The organism is Streptomyces anandii JCM 4720 (assembly GCF_014650655.1).
In the GTDB taxonomy this organism is placed as follows: Bacteria; Actinomycetota; Actinomycetes; order Streptomycetales; family Streptomycetaceae; genus Streptomyces; species Streptomyces anandii.
Genome location: NZ_BMVJ01000004.1, coordinates 292,557 through 316,987, shown reverse-complemented (window position 1 = coordinate 316,987; position 24,431 = coordinate 292,557). Strand labels below are relative to the sequence as shown.

Sequence of the window (24,431 nt, the reverse complement as noted above, 5' to 3'; positions counted from 1 at the left end):
CCAGCCGCGCTCGTGCCAAGGCCCGGCCTTGGGGGAGCGGCGGGCCAGCGCCGGGGTGAGCAGCACGTCGTACTCGGCGAAGAACGGCTCCATCCGGCGGCGCAGCCGCTCCCGCTCGGAACCGGTGCGCACCCCGTTCACGAACCGCCGCCCGACCGCCGCGTGGACCCGGGTCCGCCGGGCCAGCCGCCGCGGGTCCAGCGCGGCCGCGTCCACCGCCGTGCCCGCCGTCCAGTGCCGCAGCGCCGTGACGCCCAGCGACACCGGGTACGGCGGGTCGGCGCGCCGCACCCGGTGACCGGCCCCGGCCAGCAGCCGCGCCGCCTCGCGTACGGCGGTGACGTACGGCTTGCTCACGGCGGTCCCGGCGAGCGGGCTGCGCGCGGAGACGGCGATCGTGCGCGTGACGTCCTGCGCGCCGCCGGTGCCGCCGTCCGTGCCGGTGCCGGTGCCGGTGCCTGTGCCGCCTTCGGCCGCCGTGCCGGTCCCGGTGTCCGCCAGGACCGCGAGCATGAGCCGGGCGTCCGCCACGGTCGTGGCGAGCGGCCCGTTCTCCGACATGCCGAACCAGTCCCCGTCGCTGATCCCCGCGGGTACCACCCCGTGACCGGGCTTGATGGCGACCAGGCCGCAGTTGGCGGCCGGGATGCGCAGCGAGCCCATGCCGTCGTTGCCGAGGGCGATCGGCACCATCCCGGCGGCGACCGCCGCCGCGCTGCCGCCCGAGGAGCCGCCCGCGGTGCGGCTGGTGTCCCACGGATTGCGGGCGGTGCCGTGCACCCCCTCGGTGGTGCCGAAGACGCACAGCTCGGGCACGTTCGTCAGCCCGACCACGACCGCGCCCGCCGCGCGCAGCCGGGCCACGGTCACATGGTCCTCGGCGGCCGGCGTGTCGGGGGTCGCGGCCGAGCCGACCCGGCTGGACTCCCCGCGCACCGCCAGGTTGTCCTTCACCGCCACCGGCACGCCCGCGAGCGGCAGTTCGGCGAGATCGGCCCGGGCCGCCACCTCGTCGGCCTCGGCCAGGGCCGCCTCGGCCCGGACGGTGCGGAAGGCGCCGATACGGCCGTCGAGCCGCTCGATCCGGGCGAGGTGCTCGGCCACCACCTCGCGGGGCGTGGCCCGTTTCTCGCGGACGGCGGCGGCGATCTCGGCGGCGCTGAGGCCGACCCAGCTGGTCAAGGGCGCTCCTCGGAAAGGGACGGACGGGTTCGTACTGGCGAGTACGTCGCGTAGGGAGAACTGTGCCCGCACTCGGCCGCCGCGTCGAGGGGTCGCCGCGCCGGGGTACCCGGAACGTACCTCCGACCCCCGGTGGATGGGCGCTTGACGCGGACGGGTCTAATGTCGGAACCACAGGACGAGAACGAGGGGAGGCAGTCGGCAATGGCGCAGGACGAGGCCGTGATCGGCTGCACGGGGGAGCTTCTCATCGGCACGCGAGGACCAGCCGGACCCGGCGAGATCCTGGTGCGGGTCAGGGGCGGTTCCGAGACCTTCCTCGCCTGGTCTCAAGAACCGCTGCCGATAGGTGCGACGGTGCTCGTGATCGAATCGCGCGGATGCCGTGAGGTCGACGTCATCGCGTGGGGCGACCCCCTGGACGCGTTGCGCGGCGATGCGGCAGACGCCGGCTAAGGAGAAGAAGAAGCATGTTCGGTTACCGCGTTCCCGCCCCCGATGAGGCGATGCTGATCTCGGGTGGCAGGCGGGGACTGGGGGGCGCACCGTTCCGGGTCGTGACGGGACACGGCAAGTTCGTGCTCCCCGTCCTCCGCAAGGTCCGCTTCCTCACGCTGTCGATGTGCGAGTCCGAGGTGGTCGAGACCTGCGTCACCAAGCAGGGCATCGCACTGCACGTCCGCGCCGTCATCGCGTTCAAGGTCGGCAACGACACCGAGAGCATCATCAACGCCGGTCAGCGGTTCCTCTCCGATCAGGACCAGATGTCGGTGCTGACCGGCCGGATCTTCGCCGGCCACCTGCGCGCGATCATCGGCTCGATGACGGTCGAGGAGATCGTCACCGAGCGGCAGAAACTCGCCGCCGAGGTGCTGGACACCTCGAAGACGGAGATGGCCAAGATCGGCCTGATCGTGGACTCGCTCCAGATCCAGTCGATCGACGACGGCGACACCGGCTACATCGACGCGATGTCCGCGCCGCACAAGGCGGCCATCCAGCGGCAGGCGCAGATCGCCCAGGCGCAGGCCAACCAGGCCGCCGCCGAGGCCCAGCAGGAGGCGGCCCGCAAGCAGGCCGAGTACGCCCGGCAGACCGCCGTGGTGAAGGCGGAGTACTCCGCCGAGGTGGACCGCGCCCAGGCCCACTCGGCGCAGGCCGGTCCGCTGGCGCAGGCCCACGCCCAGCAGGAGGTGCTCGCCGCGCAGACCGAACTGGCCGAGCGGCAGGCGGAGTTGCGCCAGCAGCAGCTGGTGGCCGAGGTGGTCAAGCCGGCCGAGGCCGAGGCCGAGCGGGTCCGGATCCTGGCCGCCGCCGAGGCGCAGCGCATGAAGATCCAGGCCGAGGCGGCCGCCTCCTACGACCGGGTCGCCCTCGACCGCATGCTGATCGAGCAGCTCCCGCAGATCGTGAAGGAGGCCTCGGGCGGCCTCTCCGGCGCCAACGTCAACGTCCTCAACGGAGCGGACGGGCTCGGCGAGATCGCGGCCGGCCTGGTCGCCCAGGGCCTGACCATCCTGGACTCGGTCCGCCAGAACCTGAACGGCCAGAACGGGCAGGGCAACCAGAGCGGTGGTCAGGGCAAGGGCCTGCTGGAGCGGCTCGAGCTCCAGGGCCCGAAGCCGGCCAACGACAACGGCGACGACCGGGGCGCCGGCGCGAACGACTGACCCCATGGCGGAAGTCCGGAGGCAGGGGCCGTGTCCGAGGGACGCGGCCCTTCGCCGTGCGTACGTGCGCACGTACGGCAGGGCGGGTCGCCGTCACCGCTCCCGCGCCGCCCCCGTGCTCTCGCGTTCGACCAGGCGGGGGACCGGAACCCGTACCGTGCGGGCCGGGCCGCCGTCGAGGAGGGCGAGGAGTTCCCGGGCCGCCGTGCGGCCGAACTCCCCGCTGTCGCGCGACAGGGCGGACAGCCCCGGTGTGACGATGCGGCACAGCGCCGAGTCCTCCCAGGCCACCACCGACACGTCCGCCGGTACGGAGAAGCCGAGTTCGGTCGCGGCGGCTACTCCGGCGACGGCCATCACGTCGTTGTCGTAGATCAGCGCGGTCGGCGGGGCCGCCGAGCGCAGCACCCGGCGGGTCACGGCGGCGCCCTCGGTGTCGGAGTAGTCCGTGGTCACCGACTCCACCCCGGTCAGCCCGCGCCGCTCCGCCTCGGCGCGCAGGGTGCGGATCCGGCGCTCGGTGTGGGCGAGGCCCGGCAGGCCGGCGATGTGCACGATCCTGCGGTGGCCGAGCGCGTAGAGCCCGTCCACCACCGAGGCCATCGCGCCCGCGTCGTCCGCCCACACCGTGGACAGGCCCGGGTGCCGTTCGTCCGGCGCGCCCCCGATCACCACGGCGGGCAGGCCGAGTTCGTCGAGCAGGCCGGGCCGGGGGTCGGCGGTGCGCGGGTCGGCCACGAGCACGCCGTCCACCCGGTGCTCGGCCCACCACCCGCGGTACACCGCGCACTCGTCCGTCACGTCCTCGACGACCTGGAACAGCAGCCCCAGGTGACGCTCCGCCAGCACCTCCTGGATGCCGGAGACGAGCTGGAGGAAGAACGAGTCCACGCCGAGCGTGTCCGCGGGCCGGGCCAGGACGAAACCGACCGTGGCCGCGCCCTCCCCGGACAGAGCGCGGGCCGCCGTGCTCGGCCGCCAGCCCAGCTGCTCGGCGACCCGGCGCACCCGGTCGCGGGTGACCTCGGAGACGCCGGGGCGGCCGTTGAGCGCGAAGGAGACCGCGCTCTCGGAGACCCCGGCGCGGCGCGCGATGTCCTTCATCGTCGGCCGGCGCGCAGGTGACCGCTTGGCCGCCATGGTGGCCCCCCCTTTTTCTTGCCGCTCTTCGGATCGCCGAAACTAAAGCGCTTGAGCCCCCACAGCCTAAAGCGCATTAGTAGCTGCTTACAAGTGCTCGCTCGCACCCTGTCTGACCTGGACTAATGTACGCCGGAATTCTTTAGCGGGCCGAATCCATTGACTTCCCGTCCGCCCGGCGGCAGGGTCGCTGCCGACACCAGCAGCCGACCCCCCAAGGGAGCCGTGTCACCGTGCCCACATCCCGCAGAGCCGCCCTCGCCGCGGCCGCCGTCGCCGTCCTCGTCCTGCCGCTCAGCGCCTGCGGTTCCCCGGACGGCGGCGGTTCGACGGACGCCTCCGGCAAGGTCGAGGGCGACATCACCTTCCAGACCTGGAACCTGCGCGCCAACTTCAAGGACTACTTCGACTCGGTCGTCGCCGGCTTCGAGAACAAGTACCCCGGCACCCACGTGAAGTGGATCGACCAGCCCGCCGAGGGCTACGCCGACAAGATCAGCGCGGATGCGGCGGGCGGCACCCTTCCCGACGTCGTGAACGTCTCCCCGGACCTGGTCGCCCCGCTCGCCAAGGCCGGCCTCGCCCTCGACCTGGACAAGGCGGCCGCGCAGTACAAGAAGGAGTACCTGCCCGGGGCCTGGGCCAGCCATCGGATACCGGGCATGAAGGGCACCTACGCCTTCCCCTGGTACCTCAACACCGGCCCGCTGTTCTACAACAAGTCCCTGTTCAGGAAGGCCGGCCTCGACCCCGACCGGCCGCCGAGGACGTACGACGAGCTCTTCACCGACGCCCTGGCACTGGCGCACAAGAGCGGCGGAAAGGTCGCCACCCTCGCCAACGTCCCCACCATCGAGGACTTCGGCCGCTACGGCGTGCCGCTCATGAACGAGCAGGGCACCGCCTTCGCCTTCAACGACCCCAAGGGCGTCGAACTCCTCACCGAGTACAAGCAGTTGTACGACGCCAAGGCCCTCGACCCGCAGGCCCTGACCGCCACCCCGGAGTCGTCGGGGAAGAAGTTCCTCACCGGCGCCGTCGCCATGAACCCCGGCAGCGCCCTGGACCTGGACAACTTCAAGAAGCAGGCGCCCAGCCTGTACCGCGACATCGGCATCACCGACCAGATCACCAGCACCGGCCACGTCAACATGTACGTGATGGGCGTGATGGTGAACTCCCGGACCAGGCACACCCCCGCCGCGGTCGCCTTCGCCCACTACGTGACCGACGCCGCGCACCAGATGTCGTTCGCGAAGAAGGTCGCCATCTTCCCGAGCACCGCCGGCTCGCTGGACGACCCCTACTTCACCAAGCAGGACGGCACCGACGAGACCCGGGTGCGCATCGCCGCCGCCAAGTCGCTGAAGACGGCGGTCAATTACACGCCCGTGCTGTTCAGCGACCAGATGAAGACCGCGCTGCGCAACGAGGTCGCCAAGGCGCTGCAGGGCAAGCAGAGCCCCAAGGCGGCCCTCGACAACGCTGTCAAGGCCTGCGACACCCTGCTGCGGCAGCAGGGCTAGGACCGGACATGGCCTCGTCCACCGCGCTCCGGGGACGGCGTGTGAAACGCCAACTGCGCACCAGCCCCTGGCTGTTCGCCGCCCCAGGACTGCTGATCACCGGCGCGTTCATCCTGTACCCGTTCGTCTCCACCGTGGTGAACTCCTTCACCGACCGCCGCACCCTGATCCCGGGCCGCTTCGTGGGCCTCGCCAACTTCCGCGAGCTGCTGCACGACGACATGTTCTGGACCGGCCTGCGCAACAGCACGCTCTACGTCCTCGGGGTCGTCCCGGCCCTCGTGGTGCTGCCGCTGCTGCTCGCGTTGCTGGTGCAGAAGAACATCCCCGGCATCGCCTTCTTCCGCTCCGTCTTCTACACCCCGGTCGTCGCCTCGGTCGTCGTCGTCGGACTGATCTGGGTGTGGCTGCTGGACGAACGCGGCCTGGTCAACTCGCTGCTGGAGACCGTAGGCGTGGGCCGGGTCGGCTTCCTCAGCGACCAGTGGCTGCTCCTGCTCAGTGCCATGGCCGTGACCGTCTGGAAGGGCCTCGGCTACTACATGATCATCTATCTGGCTGCGCTGGCGAACGTGGAGCGCGAGCTGCACGAGGCCGCCGCCGTGGACGGCGCGGGCGCGGTCCGCCGCTTCCTCACCGTCACCGTGCCCGCCGTGCGCTCCACCATGGTCCTCGTCGGCGCGCTCTCCTCGGTCGCCGCCTTCAAGGTCTTCTCCGAGGTCTACCTGATGGCCGGGCCCAGCGGCGGGCCGGCCGGCGAGGACACCACCCTGGTCATGCTCGTCCAGCGCACCGGCACCGGCCTCACCGGCCGTGTCGGGTACGCCTCCGCGCTGTCCGTCGTGGTCTTCGCGGTCACCGTCGCCCTGATGCTGCTCGTGCTGCGCGCCGACCGGAGGGAGGAGTCATGAGCGTCCTGGAGAAGGCGCCGTCCCGCCGCCGCCCGGCCGCCGCCACCGCCCGCGAACCCCGCGCCGGGCTCAGGGACGAACACGGCCGCCGCATCCGTGCCTGGGAACTGGTCCTGCGCTACGTCCTGCTGCTCGCCGTGCTCGCCCTGACCGCCGGCCCGTTCCTGTGGCAGCTGTCCACCTCGCTCAAGGGCCCCACCGAGGACATCTTCAGCTCCCCGCCGAAGTTCCTGCCCGGCCACCCCACCCTGCACAACTACGAGCGGGTCTCGGCCACCATCCCTGTGTGGGACTACGCGCTGAACTCGCTCAAGGTCGCCACCGCCAACGTCGTCACCAACTGCGCCGGCTCCGCCCTCGCCGGCTACGCGCTCGCCCGGCTGCGCTACCGGGGACGCGCGGCGGCCACCCTGACGTTCGTCCTCGCGATGCTCGTGCCCGTCGAGGGCATCGTCATCGCCCAGTTCACCACCATGCGCGAACTCGGCCTGAACAACACGCTCGTCGCGGTCGTCCTGCCCGGCTCCATCGGCGCCATGAACGTGCTGCTGATGCGCAACGCCTTCCGCAACCTGCCGTACGAGATCGAGGAGGCAGCCTACGTCGACGGCGCGAACGTCTGGCAGCGGTTCCTGCGGATCGCGCTGCCCTCCGTCAAGGGCACCCTCGCGGTGGTGGCCATCTTCTCCTTCATGGGCGCCTGGGACGACTTCCTGTGGCCGCTCATCGTGCTCAGCGACCCGTCCAGGTTCACCCTGACCATCGGACTCAACTACCTCCACGGCACCTTCGCAGGCGACGAACGGCTGGTCGCCGCCGGCACCGTCATCGCCGTGGCCCCGCTGATCGCCCTCTTCGCCTGCCTCCAGCGCTACTTCTTCCGCGGGGTCGGCGAGGGCGCGGTCAAGGGCTGAACCCGCCACCCGTGTCAGACGAGGACCCACCTATGCCTGCTGCCGTGCGCTTCGGCGTCAACTACACCCCGAGCGAAGGGTGGTTCCACCACTGGCTCGACTTCGACCTCGACGCCGTGCACGCCGACCTGGACTCCATCGCCGGCCTCGGCATGGACCACATCCGGGTCTTCCCGCTGTGGCCCCACTTCCAGCCCAACCGCACGCTCATCCGCCCCCGCGCCGTGGAGGACCTGGTCCGGCTCGTCGACGCCGCCGCCGAACGCGGCCTCGACGTCAACGTGGACGGACTGCAGGGCCATCTCTCCAGCTTCGACTTCCTGCCCGCGTGGACCCGCACCTGGCACCGCCGCAACCTCTTCACCGACCCCGACGTGCTCGACGGTCAGGCCGCCTACCTGCGCACCCTCGCCGCCGCCCTCGCCGACCGCCCCAACTTCCTCGGCCTGACCCTCGGCAACGAGGTCAACCAGTTCTCCGCCGCGCCCCACCCCGACCCCGACCGGGCCACCGCCGCGCAGATCGACGCCTGGCTGGAGCGCATGCTCACCGCCTGCGAGAAGGGCGCCCCGGGCAAGCTGCACCTGCACGCCGAGTACGACGCCACCTGGTACCAGGACGACATGCCCTTCACCCCGGCCCAGGCCGCAAGGCACGGCGCCCTCACCGCCGTCCACTCCTGGGTCTTCAACGGCACCGCCCAGCGCCACGGCCACGCCTCCGTACCCGCCCGGCACCACGCCGCCTACCTCGTCGAACTCAGCAAGGCCTGGGCCGGGGACCCGCACCGTCCGGTGTGGCTCCAGGAGGTCGGCGCGCCCGCCCCGCTCGTACCGGCCGAGCACGCCGCCGCGTTCGCCGAGGCCACCGTCGCGGCCGCCCTGGACTGCCCCGGGCTGTGGGGCATCACCTGGTGGTGCTCCCACGACGTCTCCCGCCACCTCGCCGACTTCCCGGAACTCGAGTACACCCTGGGCCTGCTGACCAGCGACCGGCGCCCCAAGGACATCGCCCGCGCCCTCTCCCGCGCGGCCCGCGACCACCGCGACAGCGGCGGCGGTACGGGGACCAACGGCCGCACCCCGGCCCCCCGCACCACCGCGCTCGTCGTGCCCGCCGACCCGGCCGCCCGCTCCCGCTGCGCACCCGGCGGCGACGTCTTCGACGCCTTCTTCGCGCTGACCGCCGACGGCGCCCGCCCCACCACGGTCCTCGACACCCGGGCGGCCGACCCCGGCCACCTCGCCGCCCGCACCCTCACGGAAGTCGTCACACCCGACCAGGTACTCCGAACCCCCCGAGGAGGCACCAGACCGTGAACCACCCCACCAGACGCACCGTCCTGATCGCCGGCGCCGCCGCCGCGCTCCTGCCCGCACCGCCCGCCGCGGCCGCGGCGCCCCCCGAGACCCCCGCGGCCGCGAAGCCAGCGCCGGCCTCCCAGCCGTACGCCTCCTACTGGTACCCCGACTCCCCGCCCGACGGCAGCCCCGGCCCCGGCATCACCTGGCGCAGCCTGAGCGCCTGGAGCGCCGCCACCGACCCCGACCTCGCCTTCAACGCCTCCACCGTCCCGCTTGCCCCCCGCTTCACCCCCACCCCGGCCAACACCACCGCCCGCGCCGGACAGGCCCGCGTCCAGGCCCTGGTCTCCTTCGGGCCCACCTCCGCCAACCCCTCCCAGGGCTCGGCCACCGCCGACTACTACGCCCTCACCCACTGGGCCTACCTCGACGAACTCGTCTTCTGGGGCGGCTCGGCGGGCGAGGGCCTGATCCTCGCGCCCAACGCGCCCATCGTGGACGCGGCCCACCGCCACGGCGTGCCCGTCCTCGGCAACGTCTTCCTGCCGCCCGTCGCCTACGGCGGACAGCTCCGGTGGACCCGCGACCTCGTGCGCGAGGACGCCGCCGGCCGGCATCCGCTCGCCGCCCAACTCGTCGCGGTGGCGGCCGCGTACGGCTTCGACGGCTGGTTCCTGAACGCCGAGACGGGCGGTGGCGACAGCGCCCTGGGCGCGGACATGCTGCGCTTCGTGACGGAGCTGAGGACGCTCGCCGCGGCCAGGGGACAGCGGGTCACCTGGTACGACGCGATGACCGTGGACGGCCGGGTCGCCTGGCAGGGCGCGCTCGACAGTCGCAACCAGCCGTTCTTCCAGGCCGCCGACGACATGTTCGTCGACTTCCGCTGGAGCGCGGACTCCCTGGCCTCCTCCGCCAGGACCGCAGGACAACTCGGCCGGGACCGCTACGAGTTGTGGGCGGGCGTCGACGTCGAGTCCAGCGGCACCGGGACCTTCGTGGACTGGGACGCGATCGTGCCGTCCGACGCGCCGCACGTCACCTCGATCGGCTTCTACCGGCCCGAGTGGACCCGCAACCACCTGCCCGCCGGTCACACCCCCGAGGAGTTCCACGCGGCCGACGACCGGTTCTGGACCGGCCGCTCCCTCGACCCGTCCCGGCCGGACGGCGGTGACGCGTGGCGGGCGCCCGCCGTCTCCGTCGCCGACCGCTCGACCGTCACCGCCGCTCCCTTCGCGAGCGTCTTCAACACCGGCCACGGGCTGCGCTGGTACGAGGACGGCGAGGTCACCTCGGACACGCCCTGGAACCACCTCGGCCTCCAGGACCGGCTGCCGTCCCGCCGCTGGGCGGTGCGCACCGAAGGGCAACGGCCCGCCGTCTCCTTCGACTTCGCCGACGCCTGGCGCGGCGGCGGCAGCGTGCTGGTGGAGGGCACGCTCGACCGGCCCGCCGTACTGGACCTGTACGCGACCCGGCTGCCCCTCGGTCCGCACACGGTCGTCGAACTGACCCACCGCGCGGACGCGGGCGACGTCCGCGCCGAGCTGGCCGTGGCGACGACCGAGCCGGACACCGCCGGGCAGGCGCCGCCGTACACATATCTGCCCCTGCCGGAGTCGCGGGCGGTCAGGCGTGGCGGCGGCTGGCGGACCAGTACGGTCCGGCTCACCGGCCCGTCCTGCACCCTGCACGCGATCGGCGTGCGGATCACCTCCCGCACGGGCGGCCCGGTCCCGGTGCGCTGGCGGCTGGGCGGAATCGCCGTCCACGACGGCAGGCCCGCCACCCCGTCCGCCCCCGCCCGGCCGAGGATCACCGCGGCCACCGGCGGCGACCTGCGCCTGGCCTGGCAGCCGGCCCGGGGCGCTGTGCGCCACTACACCCTCCACCGCGTGCTGCCCGACGGCACCCGCCGCTTCCTCACCGCCACCTGTCAGCACGCCTGCTTCGTCGCCGGCCTGACTCCCGCTCCGGGTGAGCGGGCCGCACGGTTGGAGCTGCGCGCGGTGGGGGAGCTCTACACCTCGTCGGCCCCCGTGACCGTCACCCACCCCTGGTAACCACCCGCAGACGTACGACCTACGGAGCACCCCGCATGCATGACGACCGCAGCCTGGTCGAGGCCCGCCTCCGGCGCGTCCTGGACGAGCGCATCCGCCCCGCCGTGTACCCCGAGTCCGTCCCGCTCCAGGTGGCGGTGTGGCACGCGCCCGGGGAGCCCGTGCCGGTCGCCGAGGGCCTGGCCGCCGAGCCGGAGCCGATCGAGGTGGGCGCCCGCTGGGGTGCTCCGTGGGGCACCAGCTGGTTCCGGGTGACCGGGACCGTGCCCGAGGTGTGGGCCGGGCGGACGGTGGAGGCCCTGCTCGACCTCGGCTTCGACGAGAACATGCCCGGCTTCCAGTGCGAGGGCCTGGTGTACCGGCCCGACGGCACCCCGGTGAAGGGCCTCAACCCGCGCAACCAGTGGGTGCGGGTCGGCACACCGGTCGCGGGCGGCGAGCAGGTGCGGCTGCACATCGAGGCCGCCTCCAACCCGGTCGTCCTCGACTACCACCCCTTCCTGCCCACGCGGCTCGGCGACAAGGAGACGGCGGGCAGCGAACCGCAGTACACCCTCACCCGCATGGACCTCGCCGTCTTCGACGAGACGGTGTGGCAGCTGGTGGCGGATCTGGAGGTGCTCGGCGAGCTGATGGCGGAGCTGCCGGACGACGCGCAGCGCCGCTGGGAGATCCTGCGCGCGGTGGAACGGGCGCTGGACGCCGTGGACCTCCAGGACGTCAACGGCACGGCGAACACGGCGCGTTCGTGCCTCGCGGACGTGCTCGCCGCGCCCGCCGTGCCCTCCGCCCACCGGATCAGCGCGGTCGGGCACGCCCACATCGACTCGGCGTGGCTGTGGCCGCTGCGCGAGACCGTGCGCAAGGTGGCCCGCACGGCGTCCAACATGACCGCCCTGCTGGAGGACGAGCCGGAGTTCGTCTTCGCCATGTCCCAGGCCCAGCAGTGGGCGTGGATCAAGGAGCACCGGCCCGAGGTGTGGGCGCGGGTGAAGAAGGCGGTGGCGGACGGGCGGTTCGTGCCGGCCGGGGGCATGTGGGTGGAGTCCGACACCAACATGCCGGGCTCGGAGGCGATGGCCCGTCAGTTCGTGCACGGCAAGCGGTTCTTCCTCGACGAGTTCGGCATCGAGAACGACGAGGCGTGGCTGCCGGACACCTTCGGCTTCGCCGCCGGACTGCCGCAGATCATCCGCGCGGCCGGGTCAACGCGGCTGCTGACGCAGAAGATCTCCTGGTCGCGGACGAACAAGTTCCCCCACCACACCTTCTGGTGGGAGGGCATCGACGGCACCCGGATCTTCACGCACTTCCCGCCGGTCGACACCTACAACTGCTCCATGAAGGGCGGCGAGATCGCCCACGCGGCCCGCAACTTCAAGGAGAAGGGCGCCGCCCGGCACTCCCTCGCACCCACCGGCTGGGGCGACGGGGGCGGCGGCACGACCCGCGAGATGGTCGCCAAGGCCGCCCGGCTGCGCGACCTGGAGGGCTGCGCGCGCGTGGAGTGGGAGACACCCTCGGCCTTCTTCGACAAGGCCGAGGCCGAGTATCCCGACGCGCCCGTCTGGGTCGGCGAGCTCTACCTGGAGCTCCACCGCGCCACCCTCACCAGCCAGGCGAAGACCAAGCAGGGCAACCGGCGCAGCGAGCACCTGCTGCGCGAGGCGGAGCTGTGGGCGGCCACGGCCGCCGTCCGCACCGGATTCCCGTACCCCTACGAGGAGCTGGACCGCATCTGGAAGACGGTCCTGCTCCACCAGTTCCACGACATCCTGCCGGGGTCCTCCATCGCCTGGGTGCACCGCGAGGCCCGCGCGACCTACGAGCGGGTCGCCGCCGAACTGGAGACGATCATCGGGGCCGCGCAGCGCGCGCTGGCCGGCCCGGGCACGTCGGAGCTGGTCTTCAACGCCGCCCCGCACAGCCGTGCCTCGGTCCCCGCGGGCGGCGCCGGGGCGCCGGTCACCGAGGGCGCCACCCGGCTCACGCCCCGCCCGGAGGGCGGGTACGTGCTGGACAACGACGCGCTGCGGGCCGAGATCGACGCCCGGGGGCTGGTCGTCTCGGTGTACGACCGCGCGGCCGACCGGGAGACCGTCGCCCCCGGCCGGGCGGCCAACCTGCTCCAACTCCACCCCGACTTCCCCAACATGTGGGACGCCTGGGACGTCGACGAGTTCTACCGCAACACGGTCACCGACCTCACGGACGCCGAGACCGTCGAGGCCGGCCGGGACGGCGCGTCCGTGCGGATCGTACGGTCCTTCGGCGCCTCCCGCGTCACCCAGGTGCTGTCGCTGCCGGCGGGGGAGCGGCGCCTGGTGCTGGACACGGAGGTGGACTGGCACGAGCGGGAGAAGTTCCTCAAGCTGGCCTTCCCGCTCGACGTGCACGCCGAACGGTACGCCTCCGAGACGCAGTTCGGGCACTTCCACCGGCCCACGCACACCAACACCTCCTGGGAGGCGGCCAAGTTCGAGGCGTGCAACCACCGTTTCGTGCACGTGGCCGAGCCCGGCTGGGGAGTGGCGGTCGTCAACGACTCGACGTACGGCCACGACGTGACCCGCCAGGTCCGCAGCGACGGCGACCGGGGTACGACCACGACGGTCCGCGTCTCCCTGCTGCGCGCCCCGCGCTTCCCCGACCCCGAGACCGATCAGGGCGTCCACCGCTTCCGGCACGCGCTGGTGCCGGGCGCGGACATCGGCGACGCGGTGCGCGAGGGCTGGCGGATCAACGTGCCCGAGCGGCGGCTGACCGGCGCCGCCGCCCAGGTCGCCCCGCTGGTGACGGTGGACGAGGACGCGGTGGTCGTCACGGCGGTGAAGCTGGCCGACGACGGCAGCGGCGACGTCGTGGTCCGCTTCCACGAGGCCCACGGCGGGCGCGCCCGCGCCACGCTGACGGCGGGCTTCGAACTCGCCGGTGCGGAGGTCACCGACCTGCTGGAGCGGCCCCTGCCGGACGTGGCGGCCCCCCGCCTCGACGACGCCGGCCGAATCGCCGTACACCTGCGACCCTTCGAACTGACAACCCTACGGCTGCGCCGCGCATGACCCGGCGCCCGGACCCCGCTTTCGCGGCCCGGCGCGGGACACGATGATGGGGCGATGAGACGTACAAGGGTGCCCGATCAGTCCTGGGCCTCGCAGCCGGATCCTCTGCTGGCCCTGGCCCGGCGGGAGTTGGCGTTCTACGCGCGCTCCTGCGACCGGGCCAGGCGGCTGCACCACGTGACCGAACTGGGCGCCCTCGCCACCACCTCGGTCACCGTGGTCGCCGCCGGGTTGCACGCCCCCGCCTGGCTCACCGCCCTGATCGCCGGGGGCGCCGTCTTCTTCACGGGTATGCGGCAGCTGTTCAACCCCGGCTCGCGCTGGGTCCTGGCCGCCCGCTCACGCGAGACCCTGCGCCGCGCCCTCGACCGCTACCTCCTGATTCCCGAACCGGAACGCGACACGGAGGCCCGCCAGGCCCTGCAGACGGCCATCGAGGAGGTGGGCGCCGAGGAACTGCGCGAATGGTCCGAATCCCGGGGCCACCGCCCCGACCCCCCGCTCCCGGCGGCGGGAGTGTGACCGGGCCGGCGGCCGCGCCCCGTGCCGTCCCCCCTCAGCCCAGTTCGTAGTCGAGCCGGATGCGGTGGGTGCCGTCCGTGTCCACGGTCAGGCCGCCGGTGCCGGTGATTCCCGCCAGTTCGCCCGTGCCGCTCGCGGGGACGACCGTGAAGAACTCGGCGGCGCGGTCGCTGCCGGTCGTCGTCGCCGAGTGGACGAAGTTGAAGGCGCCCCGTCTGCCGCCGAGGGCGCCCTCGAAGGACTCCATGGCGACGTACGTGCCCACCCCCTTGGCCTGGTCGTAGGCCGCGGTGAACAGCGTGGCCGACCGGCCCTCGATCTCTCCCTCGAAGTGCTTCTCCATGGTCGCGACGCCCACCGGAAGGGCGGTCGTGACGGCCGGGTCCGGCTCCAGCGCGGCCGGCTTGAACGACTTCACGGTGAAAGTGCCCGTAGCTCTCATGCCCGCGACCGTACCGGGAGGGTCCGACAACGCAACCGGTTCAGAGCCTCCGCGCCGCCCCCGCCAGCCGGGTCGGGGGCAGGAACTCGCGCACGTAGGTGCGGTCCCAGCAGGCGCCGGTGGCGCGCAGCTCCCGCCAGGTGGTGTAGCGGTAGCGGAAGAGGCGGGCGCGGACGTAGCGGGGCGGCCGGCCCGGCGGGAAGGGCGAGCGGCGCAGCAGGCGCAGGGTGGCGCGGTCGCCCTCCAGGAGCCTTTCCACCAGGGTGCCGAACCAGGAGCCGGCGTACGCCGGGGAGAGCGCCACGAACCACATCAGCCAGTCCAGGCGCAGATGGTAGGGCGCGAACTGGCGCGGCCAGCGCCGCGGATTCCCGGGCTTGCCCCGGAACTCGTACTCCCGCCAGTCGGAGTCCTCGCGCGGGGTGTCGTCGAGGGTGCCCTCGACGATCACCTCGTAGCGGATCCGGCTGACGCTGCCGAAGGCGCCGTAGGTGTTGACCAGGTGCAGGGGGTCGAAGGAGCGGTTCATGACCTGGCGGCGGGAGATCATGTTGACCACCGGGCGGTGGCTGAGGAAGGCCAGCAGGGCGGCCACGGCGAGGACCACCGCCTCGTACCACGGCGGAGCCGGCGGCACCGGCGGCGCGTGCGCGGGGAAGCGGATCGCCGACAGCGCGAGCACGATGGTGATCCAGTTCAGCCAGGAGAAGTTGCCCGAGAGCACCAGCCACAGCTGCGTGACGATCATCAGCGCCGCGCCCGCCGTCGCGACGGGCTGCGGGGCGAACAGCAGGAACGGCACGATCAGTTGGGTGACGTGATTGGCGGCCACCTCCGCCTTGTGCAGCGGCCCGGGCAGATGGTGGAAGAACCAGCTCAGCGGGCCCGGCATCGGCTGCGTCTCGTGGTGGTGGTGCAGACACGTCAGCTTCCGCCAGCACTCGTCGCCCCGCATTTTGATCAGCCCCGCGCCGAACTCCACCCGGAAGAGGATCCAGCGCAGCAGGAACAGCACCACTACCGGCGGCGCCACCTCGTCGTTGCCGAGGAAGACGGCGAGGAACCCCGTCTCCAGCAGCAGCGACTCCCAGCCGAAGCCGTACCACGTCTGCCCGACGTTCACGACCGACAGGTACAGCGCCCACGGCAGCAGCCACAGCAGCATGGCCCCCCACAACGGCAGCAGCGAGTCGAGCCCGGCGAGGAGCGCCGCCGACACCGCGCACCCGCCCCACGCGACCGCCGCGAACAGCGTGTCCGAGTAGCGCCACTGGAACAGGCTCGGCGCCCGCCGGAACGGCACCCGCTCGACGAACCGGGGGATCGGCAGCAGCCCCCGCTCGCCCAGCAGCGCCCGGAACTGCAGGGCGGCCGTCAGGAAGGCGACGAGGTACACCGCGGCCAGGGCCCGCTGGAAGACCAGCCGGCTCAGCCAGTACTCGGGGGCGGTGAACCATCCCACGGCCCTGCACGCTCCTTCCCGCGCGGTTCGCGCTCCGGCTACCCTTTCCCCGGCTCGAAGAATCGGGCAAACCCTGGCAAGGTGGCTCCATGGCTGAACGGGGAGCGCACGCCCTGTCACTCCCGGACGACTGGCCCGCCCACCCGGATCCGATCCTGGCGCTCAACCGCATGGGCAGCTTCGACTGGGACCTGGACAGCGGCCTGTTCAGCATGGACGCGCAGGCCCACGAGATCTTCGACATCACCCCCGCGGAGTACGACGGCCACCCCGAGAGCCTGGCCTCCCGGGTCCCCGGCAGCGAGGGCCAGCGTCTGGACGCCCTGGTGGCCCGGGCGATGAAGGACGGCCGGGAGAACTACGGCACGTACATCCGCCTGCGCCGCAAGGACGGCTCCCTGCGCTGGGTCTACACCCAGGGCTACATCCGCCGCGACGACACCGGGCGCCCCCGCCGCATCATCGGCATCATCAGGGACGCCACCGACGAGCTCAACGACTCGGCGGGCCTGCAGGAGCGGGCCGCCCGGGACGCCGCACGCCGCGAGCAGACCAACGTCGTCCAGGCCGCCACCGCCGCCCTCGCCCACGCCCACACCGTCCAGGACGTCATCGACGTCGTCAAGGACACCCCGGGGCTCGCCCTGCTGGGCTCCACCAGCCTGGTCCTCGGCCTGGTCGAGGCCGGCAGGATCAGGCTCGTCGCCGAGGGCCCCGAGGGCAGCTCGGTGCCCGGCACCCGCGTCACCCGGATCGACGAGCCGTACCCGATGAGCGAGGCCGTGCGCACCCTCAGCCCGCGCTTCATCGAGTCCCCGGAGGACTTCGCCGACCGCTACCCCATCCTGTGGCCGCACATCACCGGCCTGAACATCACCTCGGCCGCCTATCTGCCCCTGATCGCCCAGGCCCGCCCGATCGGCGGCATGGGCCTGCTCTACAGCGGCCGGTACGGTTTCTCGCCCGAGGAGCGCAACGTCCTGGTCGCCCTCGGCAGCAGCATCGCGCAGAGCCTGCAGCGCGCCATGTTCTACGAGCAGGAGAAGGACCTCGCGCAGGGACTCCAGCAGGCGATGCTGCCGCGGACCATCCCCAGCGTGCCGGGCGCCGACGTCGCCGTCCGCTACCGCTCCGGGTACGCCGGCGGCTCGCTCGGCCGGGACATCGGCGGCGACTGGTACGACCTGATCCCGCTGCCCGGCGGCCGGGTCGGCGCGGTCATCGGCGACGTCCAGGGCCACGACACCCACGCGGCCGCCGTCATGGGCCAGCTGCGCATCGTACTGCGCGCCTACGCAGCCGAGGGCCACGCCCCGGCCACCGTGATGGCCCGCGCCTCGGTCTTCCTGCACGAACTCGACACCGACCGCTTCGCCACCTGCCTGTACGCCGAGGCCGACCTGTCCACCGGCGTGGTCCAGGTGGTGAGGGCCGGGCACATCGACCCGCTGGTGCGGCTGGACGACGGCAGCTGCCGCCGGGTGAGCGTCGACGGCGGCCTGCCGCTCGGGCTGTCCGCCGAGTTCGGCAGCCTGGAGTACCCGGTGTGCGCCATGGAGCTCGATCCCGGGCAGGCGCTGGTGCTGTGCACCGACGGCCTGGTCGAGCAGCCCGGCGCCGACCTCGACGACGGCATGCGCACCCTGGTGGAGTCGATCGCCGCCGGTCCCGCCGAGGTGCGCGACCTCGCCGACCGGCTCATCGAGATCGCCGACGCGCGCGGCGGCGACGACGACGTGGCCCTGCTGGTGCTGCGCCGCCGCGCCCTGACCGAGCGCCAGCCCCTGGGGCGGCTCCAGCAGCACGTGCCGCCCGGCGACCCCGAGGCGCTGACCCAGGCCCGCCATCTGATCCGCGCCGCCGTGCGCTCGTGGGGCGCCCGGGAGCGCTCCGAGGAGATCGAACTCGTGGCCGACGAGCTGATCACCAACGTGCTGATGCACACCGAGGGCGCCGCGGTCGTCACCCTGCGGGTCCTCAGCGGGACCGACCGGCGGCTGCGCGTGGAGGTGGAGGACTCCTCCAGCGCGCTGCCGCGCCGCCGCGAGCCGGGCGAGCAGGGCGTCTCCGGGCGCGGGCTGCTGCTGGTGGACCGGCTCACCGACGTGTGGGGCGTGGAGGCGCGGGGCGGCGGCAAGTGCATGTGGTGCGAGTTCGTGGTCCCGGAGCGGGACTGACCCGCCCGGCGGGCCGGGCCGTCGCGGGCCGCGTGGCGTTGTCGGTGCCGGGTGGCACCCTTGAGCCATGCCCGAACTGCCCGAGGTGGAAGCGCTCAGGGACTTCCTCACCGAGAACGCGGTGGGGCGCGAGATCGTGCGCGTCCTGCCGGTGGCGATCAGCGTCCTGAAGACCTACGACCCTCCCGTGACCGCCCTGGAGGGCCGGGAGGTCACGGCGGTGCGCCGGTACGGCAAGTTCCTGGACCTGGCCACCGGCGACGGCCCGCACCTGGTGACGCACCTGGCCCGCGCGGGCTGGCTCCAGTGGAAGGACCCCCTGCCCGACGGCCCGCCCCGCCCCGGCAAGGGCCCGCTGGCGCTGCGCGTCGCCCTGGACACCGGCGCCGGCTTCGACCTCACCGAGGCCGGCACGCAGAAGAGGCTCGCGGTGTACGTCGTACGGGACCCGTCGGAGGTCCCCGGCGTGGCACGGCTCGGCCCCGACCCGCTGGCCGACGACTTCGACCAGGGCCGCCTGGCGGAGCTGCTCGCGGGGCAGCGGCGGCAGATCAAGGGCGCGCTGCGCGACCAGAGCCTGATCGCCGGGGTGGGCAACGCCTACAGCGACGAGATCCTGCACGCGGCGAGGATGTCCCCGTTCAAGCCGTGCGCCTCCCTCACCCCCGAGGAGATCGGACGGCTCCACGAGGCGCTGCGCACGACGCTGACCGAGGCGGTGGAGCGGTCCCGGGGGCTCGCGGCCGGACGGCTGAAGGCGGAGAAGAAGAGCGGCCTGAGAGTGCACGGCCGGACGGGCGAGCCCTGCCCGGTGTGCGGCGACACCATCCGCGAGGTGTCCTTCAGCGACTCGTCCCTGCAGTACTGCCCCACCTGCCAGACCGGGGGCAAGCCGCTCGCGGACCGCAGACTGTCCCGACTCCTGAAGTGACCCGGCCAGGAGCCGAGCCGGGCGTCACCGGGAGGTTCAGGGCGAGTCGAGGGTGACCAGGTGCTGCCCGTCCGCCGTGCGGACCTCGAAGCGGTCGATCTCGCCGGGGTGCATCGTCGTGCCCCCGGACACCGCGTTCGCGTCCGGATCGTGGGCAGGCACCATCCAGCTGGTCACGGTCTGCTCCGAGCCGTCCTGCCCGATCGCGACCAGCCGGCAGGAGCGGGGACCGGAGCCGTCCTTGATCCGCAGCTCCACCGAGCTGCCCCAGTCCGCGTCCGCGGTGCGGACCTCGGCCCACACGCCCGTCTTCGCGTCGGTCGCGGCGACCCGCGAGGGGCCCTGACCGTCGCTCGCGTGCCCGGCGACGGCGGCGAAAGCCGGTCCGCCCACGGCCAGCACCACGGAGGCCGCCAGTCCGTACAGCAGGCGCCGGCGGCCGGCGCGGTGCCGGCGCGAGACCTCGCCGACCAGGCGATCCAGCAGCCGGGGACCCGGCTGGGTCATGGGGTGCACGATGCGCGGCGTGGCCCTCCGGTACAGCATCAGCTGCCGTGCGGTGGGACCGAACTCGGTGACGTGCGCCGCGCAGCTGGGGCACTCCATGAGGTGGTCCTCGAAGCGGAAGGCGTCCGCCTCGTCCAGCACGCCGAGCGCGTACGCGCCGACGTCGCGATGCCGTTCCAGGGACCTCATGCCGATTCCTCGTGACCGTGGGGTGCGGGTGGGGTTACTCGTTGCTCCCACCCGTACGCACCCGACAGCGGAATCACTCAAGCCACGTACAGAATCGTAATCAAGAGGTTCGGAGCGGCGGACGCCGCGGATTGGTCGGTTTCTAGAAAAGATGGATGGCGAGGTGTCCGAGGGGCAGTCCGAGCCGCCAGGCGGGCGTCCACACCTTCGGTCCCTCGTCCTCCCCGAGCCCTCCCGCGCCGCCCGGCACCGCGTCCAGGTCGGGCGCGAGCAGCTCGGTCTCCTCCAGCCACCGCCAGGCAGCCTCGGCCAGCGCCAGGTCCGGCGAGGGGACGCCCGAGGCGTGTGCCTCGGCGGCCAGGTCCGCCATCCGCTCGCACACCCAGTCCTGCCAGGGCTGGTCGTACGCGGTCAGCGACAGCCACGTCTCCAGCTGCGAGACCACCCGGATGCCGGACAGCTCGCCGCCGGTGTCGGAGAGGAAGATCGTCAGCGCCAGCGCGTCCCGGCCGGCCCTGAACTCGAAGGACGTCGGCGGCATCAGGTCGCCGGTGCGCAGCAGTTCGTCGGCGATGTACTCGGCGTACAACCAGGCCATGGGGACGGCCAGTTCGCCACCGCCGTGGCCGTCCGTGCTCTCCTGCCCTCTGTGCAGCATCCCTTCCTGCCTTCCTCCCGTGCGTACGGGCGCCCGATCCCGGGTCCCGGTCCGGAACACGGATGAGGACAGCCGATTACTCAACGGTGGTCCACAGCAAGGCGCTTTACGGAGGTTTGACTTGGCAGTCGGTTTCACCGCAGGTCGGCCGCGTATCCCGGGAGCACCCGGCGCAGGGCGCGCAGCGCGTAGTACGCGCGGGACTTCACGGTACCCGGCGGAATCCCCAGGGTTTCGGCGGCCTCCGCCACACTCGCCCCGTGGAAATACACCAGCACCAGGACTTCACGGTGCTCGGGAGTGAGTGTCTTCACAGCCTGGCGCACATCGAGCGTGGCCGCCGAGCGCTCGGCGTGGTCGGCGATCACGCGCGCGTTCTCCAGCACCGCGTCGCCGACCTCCGGCGGCCGGGCCTGACGGGCGCGGCGCGCGTCGATCGCGAGCCGGCGGGCCACGGTCAGCAGCCAGGGCCGTACGGAGTCGAAGGCGTCCGCGCGCAGCGCCTCGGGGTGCTGCCAGGCGCGCAGCAGGGTCTCCTGGAGCAGGTCCTCGGCTCGCTGGCGGTCGCCGTCGCACAGCCGCAGCAGCAGGGCGAACAGCGGCCTGCCGTGCTCGCGCTGGAGCGCGGCGAGTTCGTGCTCGGCGGTCGTGGTCCCGGGGGAGAGGATGGTTCCGGCCGTCATGGCCGACATGCCACCGCAGGGCGCCGCGCGGGGACAGGGCGCGCGCACGGTGGTGCGGCGGACGGTCGATCGTGTCGGTGAACGGTACGACGAACGGTCCGTCACCTCGTTGGGCACACTCCGTGAGCCTCTTGGAGCCCCTTGCCGTGTCTCCTCGTAGGCCAACGGGCTCAAGGGGGAGCGGATGCCGTTTGCGGCGGCGGCGAGCTTCATACCCATTTATCCGTCTGTATGAAGTTCTGTCCGTGGTGAAGGTACGTCCGTACGGCCGTGAGTGGGGTGAACCGGTGATCGCACGCAGACGGCAGGTGGCCCTGGCCGTGACGGCCCTGCTCGCCGCGGGCGCGGCCTGCTCGGCCCACCTCCGGCAGGACGACGCCCCGGCGTCCGCCGCCCACGGCGCCCCGGCTCCGGCCTCCCGGCAGGCGGGCCGGTTCACCCTCGTCGCCTCCGGCGCGATCCTGCCCGACACCTCCGTCGTCGAGCGGGGCGACTTCGACGCCGGCGGGGCAGCGTACGACTTCCGGCCGATGCTGGAGGGCGTGCGGTCCGTGGTCTCCCACGCCGACCTGGCGCTGTGTCATCTGGACACCCCCTTCGGCGCCAAGCCCCCGTACACCGGCGCCCCGCGCTTCGCCTCGCCGCCCGAGCTGGCCCAGGCCCTCGCCGCCACCGGCTACGACAGCTGCGCCACCGCCTCCGAGCACACCCTCGACGACGGCGCCGACGGCGTCCGGCGCACCCTGGACGCCCTGGACCGCGCCGGGCTGCGGCACGCCGGCTCGGCGCGCGGCGAGGCCGAGGCCCGGGGCACCCTGCTGCGCGCCGGCGGCGCGCTGGTGGCCCACTTGGCCTACTCATACGGCTCCGGCCGGCCGGAGCCGCCCGGACAGCCGTGGGCGGTGCGCCTGATCGACGAGGACCGGATCCTCGCCGACGCCCGCGCGGCCCGGCAGGCGGGCGCCGACGTGGTCGTGGTGTCCCTGCACTGGGGTCCGCAGTGGCAGGAGGCGCCCGACGAGCAGCAGGTGGAGCTGGCCCGGCGGCTGACCGCCGCCCGCACCGGCGGCCGTCCCGACATCGACCTGATCCTCGGCACACATGCGCACGTCCCCCAGCCGTACGAGAAGGTCAACGGCACCTGGGTGGTCTACGGCCTGGGCGCGCAGATCGCGGGCCAGCCCACCGACTACCGCGCGATGCAGGACCCGCGCGGCAACCAGAGCACCCTCGCCCGGTTCACCTTCTCGCCGCCCGCGCGGCCGGGCGGGCGCTGGGAGGTGACCCGCGCGGAGTTCGTCCCCGAGGCCTACGACCTCGACGCCGGCCGGGTGGTGAACCTCGGTGAGGCGATCGCCCAGGGCGCCGACCTCCAGGGGGTGCGGGACCGGATCCGCGGGGTCGTGCTCGGCCGGGGCGCGGCCAAGGACGGGCTGACGATGGGGCGGTGACGGTGTTCAGTTCACGTCGACGTGGTCGAAGAGCCGCAGCATCTCGCCGAGCACCCGCAGGCAGGCGGTCACGTCAGCGCCGGTGAGGCCGCCGCCCACCTCGCGCAGCACCGCGTGCTCGCGGGCCAGGACCGCGGTGATCGCCGCCCGGCCGGCGTCGGTGAGCCGGATCAGCGAGGAGCGCTGGTGGGCCGGGTTGGGCACGGCCTCCACCAGGTCCCGCGCCGCCGCCTCGTTGACCATCCGCTGGACGAACTGCCGGCTGATGGCCTGTGCGCGGCCCATCTGCGGCACGGTCATCGGCCCGTGCTTGTGCAGCAGGTCGAGGACGGCCCGTACGCCCACGGACAGCCCCTCGACCGCCTCGCCCCGTTCCACCGCGCGCTGCACCCGCCGGTACAGCGGGCCGACCAGGTCGAACACCTCGGTCAGGCGGTGGCCGAGTTCGTCCGGGGGGAGGGATTCGTCGTCGTGGCTCACCGGACCATCATGACACCTCGGTTGCCAAAAGGGCGGGAAGATGACACCTTGGTTGTCATGAATCCCGCTATGGATCTCCGGTTCTTCCCCTCCTCCGACGGCGACCTCGCCTACCTCGACACCGGCAGCGGGGACCCGGTGGTCCTGCTGCACTCCGGCTGGGTCGACCACCGGTCCCTCGACGCACAGACGAAGGCCCTCGCCTCCGACTACCGCGTGATCGCCCCCGACACGCGCGGGCACGGCTTCTCCGCCAACGCCACCCGGCCCTTCCGCTGGGCCGACGACCTCGCCGACCTGCTGCGGCACCTCGACGCCGGCCCGGCGGTCCTCGTGGGCGTCTCCATGGGCGGGGCCATCGCCACCGACACCGTGCTCGAACACCCCGACGTGGTCCGCGCGGTGGTCGCCTGCTCCGCCGCGACCAGCGAGTACCAGTACACCGACCCCTGGGCCCGCGAGATCCAGTCCGCGTCCGCGCGGGCGCTCGGCGCCGGCGACATCGAGGGCTGGCTCACCGCGTTCCTGCGCTTCGTGCCCGGAGAGTCGCGCACCCTTGAGGACATCGACCCCGAAATCCCGCGCCGGGTGCGGGAGATGGCCCTGCACACCCTGTCCAAGCACGCCCCGGACGAGAAGAACCACCTCGTACCCGTGACCGGCACCTGGGAGCGTGTGCCGGACATCCGCGTTCCGCTGCTCACGGTCAACGGCGCGCTCGACGCCCCCGACCTGATCACCGAGGCCGAGCGGCTGGCCCGAACGGTGGCCGGCGGCTGGTCCGTGACGATCGAGAAGACCGCGCACTACGCGCACATGGAACGGCCGGAGGCGTTCAACGCCGTCCTCACCGACTTCCTGCGCTCGCTCCCGGCCCGCTAGGCGGCAGGGTCGCTGGAGCCGGAGGCCGGCGGGCGCCCGGCCAGCACCGACCGCTTGTACGAGTACCCGAAGTAGATCACGCACCCGATCAGGAACCACACGGCGAACCGCACCCAGGTCTGCCACTGCAGGAACGTGATCAGCCAGATCGAGAAGACCACGCCCAGCGCCGGCACGAACGGCATCCACGGCGTGCGGAACGTGCGCGGCAGGTCCGGCTGCCGGTAGCGCAGCACGATCACCGCCGTGCACACCACCACGAACGCCAGCAG

22 protein-coding genes are annotated in these 24,431 nt (G+C 72.9%); 13 read left to right on the top strand and 9 right to left on the bottom strand.

Annotated features, from left to right (window positions below; translation table 11 throughout):
• Positions 1–1,182, bottom strand: a 1,182-nt coding sequence (locus IE249_RS10100; RefSeq protein ID WP_229857993.1) for an amidase, incomplete at its 3' end; no start/stop codon positions are given.
• 204 nt (positions 1,183–1,386) lie between these two features.
• On the opposite strand from IE249_RS10100, the gene IE249_RS10095 reads away from it, so the two are divergent.
• The gene (locus tag IE249_RS10095; protein ID WP_189704431.1) at positions 1,387–1,638 is read left to right on the top strand and encodes an NfeD C-terminal domain-containing protein; all 252 of its coding nucleotides are present in this window, start codon (positions 1,387–1,389) and stop codon (positions 1,636–1,638) included.
• Between the two features lie 14 nt (positions 1,639–1,652).
• Positions 1,653–2,852: an SPFH domain-containing protein gene (locus IE249_RS10090; protein ID WP_189704430.1), complete on the top strand. Its 1,200-nt coding sequence runs from the start codon at positions 1,653–1,655 to the stop codon at positions 2,850–2,852.
• 93 nt (positions 2,853–2,945) lie between these two features.
• Here the strand turns inward: IE249_RS10090 and IE249_RS10085 are convergent, their stop codons facing one another.
• Positions 2,946–3,992 (bottom strand): LacI family DNA-binding transcriptional regulator, encoded by a 1,047-nt coding sequence (locus tag IE249_RS10085; protein WP_189704429.1) that lies wholly within the window; start codon positions 3,990–3,992, stop codon positions 2,946–2,948.
• Between the two features lie 233 nt (positions 3,993–4,225).
• Here IE249_RS10085 and IE249_RS10080 point away from each other — a divergent pair, with 233 nt between their 5' ends.
• Genes IE249_RS10080 through IE249_RS10050 form a run of 7 tightly spaced genes read left to right on the top strand, consistent with a single transcriptional unit; the run spans position 4,226 to position 14,297 of the window.
• Entirely contained in the window at positions 4,226–5,518 is a 1,293-nt protein-coding gene (locus IE249_RS10080) for an ABC transporter substrate-binding protein (RefSeq protein ID WP_189704428.1), read from the top strand.
• Positions 5,519–5,526: 8 nt separating this feature from the next.
• Positions 5,527–6,429, top strand: coding sequence for a carbohydrate ABC transporter permease (locus IE249_RS10075; protein ID WP_189704427.1), 903 nt, complete (start codon positions 5,527–5,529; stop codon positions 6,427–6,429).
• Entirely contained in the window at positions 6,426–7,343 is a 918-nt protein-coding gene (locus IE249_RS10070; RefSeq protein ID WP_189704426.1) for a carbohydrate ABC transporter permease, read from the top strand. The genes IE249_RS10075 and IE249_RS10070 overlap by 4 nt, the downstream gene beginning before the upstream one ends.
• A gap of 32 nt (positions 7,344–7,375) precedes the next feature.
• Positions 7,376–8,662, top strand: coding sequence for a glycoside hydrolase 5 family protein (locus tag IE249_RS10065; RefSeq protein ID WP_189704425.1), 1,287 nt, complete (start codon positions 7,376–7,378; stop codon positions 8,660–8,662).
• Complete coding sequence (locus IE249_RS10060; RefSeq protein WP_189704424.1) at positions 8,659–10,713, top strand: endo-beta-N-acetylglucosaminidase; 2,055 nt, start codon at positions 8,659–8,661, stop codon at positions 10,711–10,713. Before IE249_RS10065 ends, IE249_RS10060 begins: the two co-directional genes overlap by 4 nt.
• 35 nt (positions 10,714–10,748) lie before the next feature.
• A complete protein-coding gene (locus IE249_RS10055; RefSeq protein ID WP_189704423.1) occupies positions 10,749–13,775 on the top strand; it encodes an alpha-mannosidase in 3,027 nt (1,008 codons plus the stop codon).
• 54 nt (positions 13,776–13,829) lie between these two features.
• Positions 13,830–14,297 carry a DUF4231 domain-containing protein gene (locus IE249_RS10050; RefSeq protein WP_189704422.1) on the top strand — a complete coding sequence of 156 codons (468 nt, stop codon included), beginning with the start codon at positions 13,830–13,832 and terminating at the stop codon, positions 14,295–14,297.
• Between the two features lie 34 nt (positions 14,298–14,331).
• Here IE249_RS10050 and IE249_RS10045 read toward each other — a convergent pair whose 3' ends face one another.
• Complete coding sequence (locus tag IE249_RS10045) at positions 14,332–14,739, bottom strand: DUF3224 domain-containing protein (protein ID WP_189704421.1); 408 nt, start codon at positions 14,737–14,739, stop codon at positions 14,332–14,334.
• 40 nt (positions 14,740–14,779) lie between these two features.
• Positions 14,780–16,201, bottom strand: a complete 1,422-nt coding sequence (locus tag IE249_RS10040; RefSeq protein WP_189704420.1) for a lipase maturation factor family protein — start codon at positions 16,199–16,201, stop codon at positions 14,780–14,782.
• An 89-nt stretch (positions 16,202–16,290) separates the two neighbouring features.
• Between IE249_RS10040 and IE249_RS10035 the strand changes: the two genes are divergently transcribed.
• Together IE249_RS10035 and IE249_RS10030 are read left to right on the top strand one after the other, a co-directional pair.
• Positions 16,291–18,378: a SpoIIE family protein phosphatase gene (locus IE249_RS10035; RefSeq protein ID WP_189704419.1), complete on the top strand. Its 2,088-nt coding sequence runs from the start codon at positions 16,291–16,293 to the stop codon at positions 18,376–18,378.
• A gap of 67 nt (positions 18,379–18,445) precedes the next feature.
• Positions 18,446–19,309: an Fpg/Nei family DNA glycosylase gene (locus tag IE249_RS10030; RefSeq protein ID WP_189704418.1), complete on the top strand. Its 864-nt coding sequence runs from the start codon at positions 18,446–18,448 to the stop codon at positions 19,307–19,309.
• A gap of 36 nt (positions 19,310–19,345) precedes the next feature.
• On the opposite strand, the gene IE249_RS10025 is transcribed toward IE249_RS10030, so the two are convergent.
• The 3 genes from IE249_RS10025 to IE249_RS10015 all read right to left on the bottom strand — a co-directional run bounded on the left by IE249_RS10025 (position 19,346) and on the right by IE249_RS10015 (position 21,346).
• Positions 19,346–20,005: a zf-HC2 domain-containing protein gene (locus IE249_RS10025; RefSeq protein WP_189704417.1), complete on the bottom strand. Its 660-nt coding sequence runs from the start codon at positions 20,003–20,005 to the stop codon at positions 19,346–19,348.
• A gap of 142 nt (positions 20,006–20,147) precedes the next feature.
• Positions 20,148–20,663: a hypothetical protein gene (locus IE249_RS10020; RefSeq protein WP_189704416.1), complete on the bottom strand. Its 516-nt coding sequence runs from the start codon at positions 20,661–20,663 to the stop codon at positions 20,148–20,150.
• 134 nt (positions 20,664–20,797) lie between these two features.
• Positions 20,798–21,346 carry a sigma-70 family RNA polymerase sigma factor gene (locus IE249_RS10015; protein WP_189704415.1) on the bottom strand — a complete coding sequence of 183 codons (549 nt, stop codon included), beginning with the start codon at positions 21,344–21,346 and terminating at the stop codon, positions 20,798–20,800.
• 287 nt (positions 21,347–21,633) lie between these two features.
• On the opposite strand from IE249_RS10015, the gene IE249_RS10010 reads away from it, so the two are divergent.
• Complete coding sequence (locus tag IE249_RS10010) at positions 21,634–22,797, top strand: CapA family protein (RefSeq protein ID WP_189704414.1); 1,164 nt, start codon at positions 21,634–21,636, stop codon at positions 22,795–22,797.
• A gap of 6 nt (positions 22,798–22,803) precedes the next feature.
• Here the strand turns inward: IE249_RS10010 and IE249_RS10005 are convergent, their stop codons facing one another.
• Positions 22,804–23,277 (bottom strand): MarR family winged helix-turn-helix transcriptional regulator, encoded by a 474-nt coding sequence (locus IE249_RS10005; protein WP_189704413.1) that lies wholly within the window; start codon positions 23,275–23,277, stop codon positions 22,804–22,806.
• A gap of 57 nt (positions 23,278–23,334) precedes the next feature.
• Here IE249_RS10005 and IE249_RS10000 point away from each other — a divergent pair, with 57 nt between their 5' ends.
• Positions 23,335–24,159 (top strand): alpha/beta fold hydrolase, encoded by an 825-nt coding sequence (locus IE249_RS10000; protein WP_189704412.1) that lies wholly within the window; start codon positions 23,335–23,337, stop codon positions 24,157–24,159.
• On the opposite strand, the gene IE249_RS36820 is transcribed toward IE249_RS10000, so the two are convergent.
• A partial coding sequence (locus IE249_RS36820; RefSeq protein ID WP_308434321.1) for an amino acid permease C-terminal domain-containing protein occupies positions 24,156–24,431 on the bottom strand: 276 nt, incomplete at its 5' end. The genes IE249_RS10000 and IE249_RS36820 overlap by 4 nt on opposite strands.

Excerpts from the sequence above, each read along its gene's own strand:
- IE249_RS10095 (WP_189704431.1), top strand. The coding sequence starts at position 1,387 with ATGGCGCAGGACGAGGCCGTGATCGGCTGCACGGGGGAGCTTCTCATC.
- IE249_RS10090 (WP_189704430.1), top strand. The coding sequence starts at position 1,653 with ATGTTCGGTTACCGCGTTCCCGCCCCCGATGAGGCGATGCTGATCTCG.
- IE249_RS10085 (WP_189704429.1), bottom strand. The coding sequence starts at position 3,992 with ATGGCGGCCAAGCGGTCACCTGCGCGCCGGCCGACGATGAAGGACATC.
- IE249_RS10075 (WP_189704427.1), top strand. The coding sequence starts at position 5,527 with ATGGCCTCGTCCACCGCGCTCCGGGGACGGCGTGTGAAACGCCAACTG.
- IE249_RS10070 (WP_189704426.1), top strand. The coding sequence starts at position 6,426 with ATGAGCGTCCTGGAGAAGGCGCCGTCCCGCCGCCGCCCGGCCGCCGCC.
- IE249_RS10065 (WP_189704425.1), top strand. The coding sequence starts at position 7,376 with ATGCCTGCTGCCGTGCGCTTCGGCGTCAACTACACCCCGAGCGAAGGG.
- IE249_RS10055 (WP_189704423.1), top strand. The coding sequence starts at position 10,749 with ATGCATGACGACCGCAGCCTGGTCGAGGCCCGCCTCCGGCGCGTCCTG.
- IE249_RS10050 (WP_189704422.1), top strand. The coding sequence starts at position 13,830 with ATGAGACGTACAAGGGTGCCCGATCAGTCCTGGGCCTCGCAGCCGGAT.
- IE249_RS10045 (WP_189704421.1), bottom strand. The coding sequence starts at position 14,739 with ATGAGAGCTACGGGCACTTTCACCGTGAAGTCGTTCAAGCCGGCCGCG.
- IE249_RS10035 (WP_189704419.1), top strand. The coding sequence starts at position 16,291 with ATGGCTGAACGGGGAGCGCACGCCCTGTCACTCCCGGACGACTGGCCC.
- IE249_RS10030 (WP_189704418.1), top strand. The coding sequence starts at position 18,446 with ATGCCCGAACTGCCCGAGGTGGAAGCGCTCAGGGACTTCCTCACCGAG.
- IE249_RS10025 (WP_189704417.1), bottom strand. The coding sequence starts at position 20,005 with ATGAGGTCCCTGGAACGGCATCGCGACGTCGGCGCGTACGCGCTCGGC.
- IE249_RS10020 (WP_189704416.1), bottom strand. The coding sequence starts at position 20,663 with ATGCTGCACAGAGGGCAGGAGAGCACGGACGGCCACGGCGGTGGCGAA.
- IE249_RS10015 (WP_189704415.1), bottom strand. The coding sequence starts at position 21,346 with ATGACGGCCGGAACCATCCTCTCCCCCGGGACCACGACCGCCGAGCAC.
- IE249_RS10000 (WP_189704412.1), top strand. The coding sequence starts at position 23,335 with ATGAATCCCGCTATGGATCTCCGGTTCTTCCCCTCCTCCGACGGCGAC.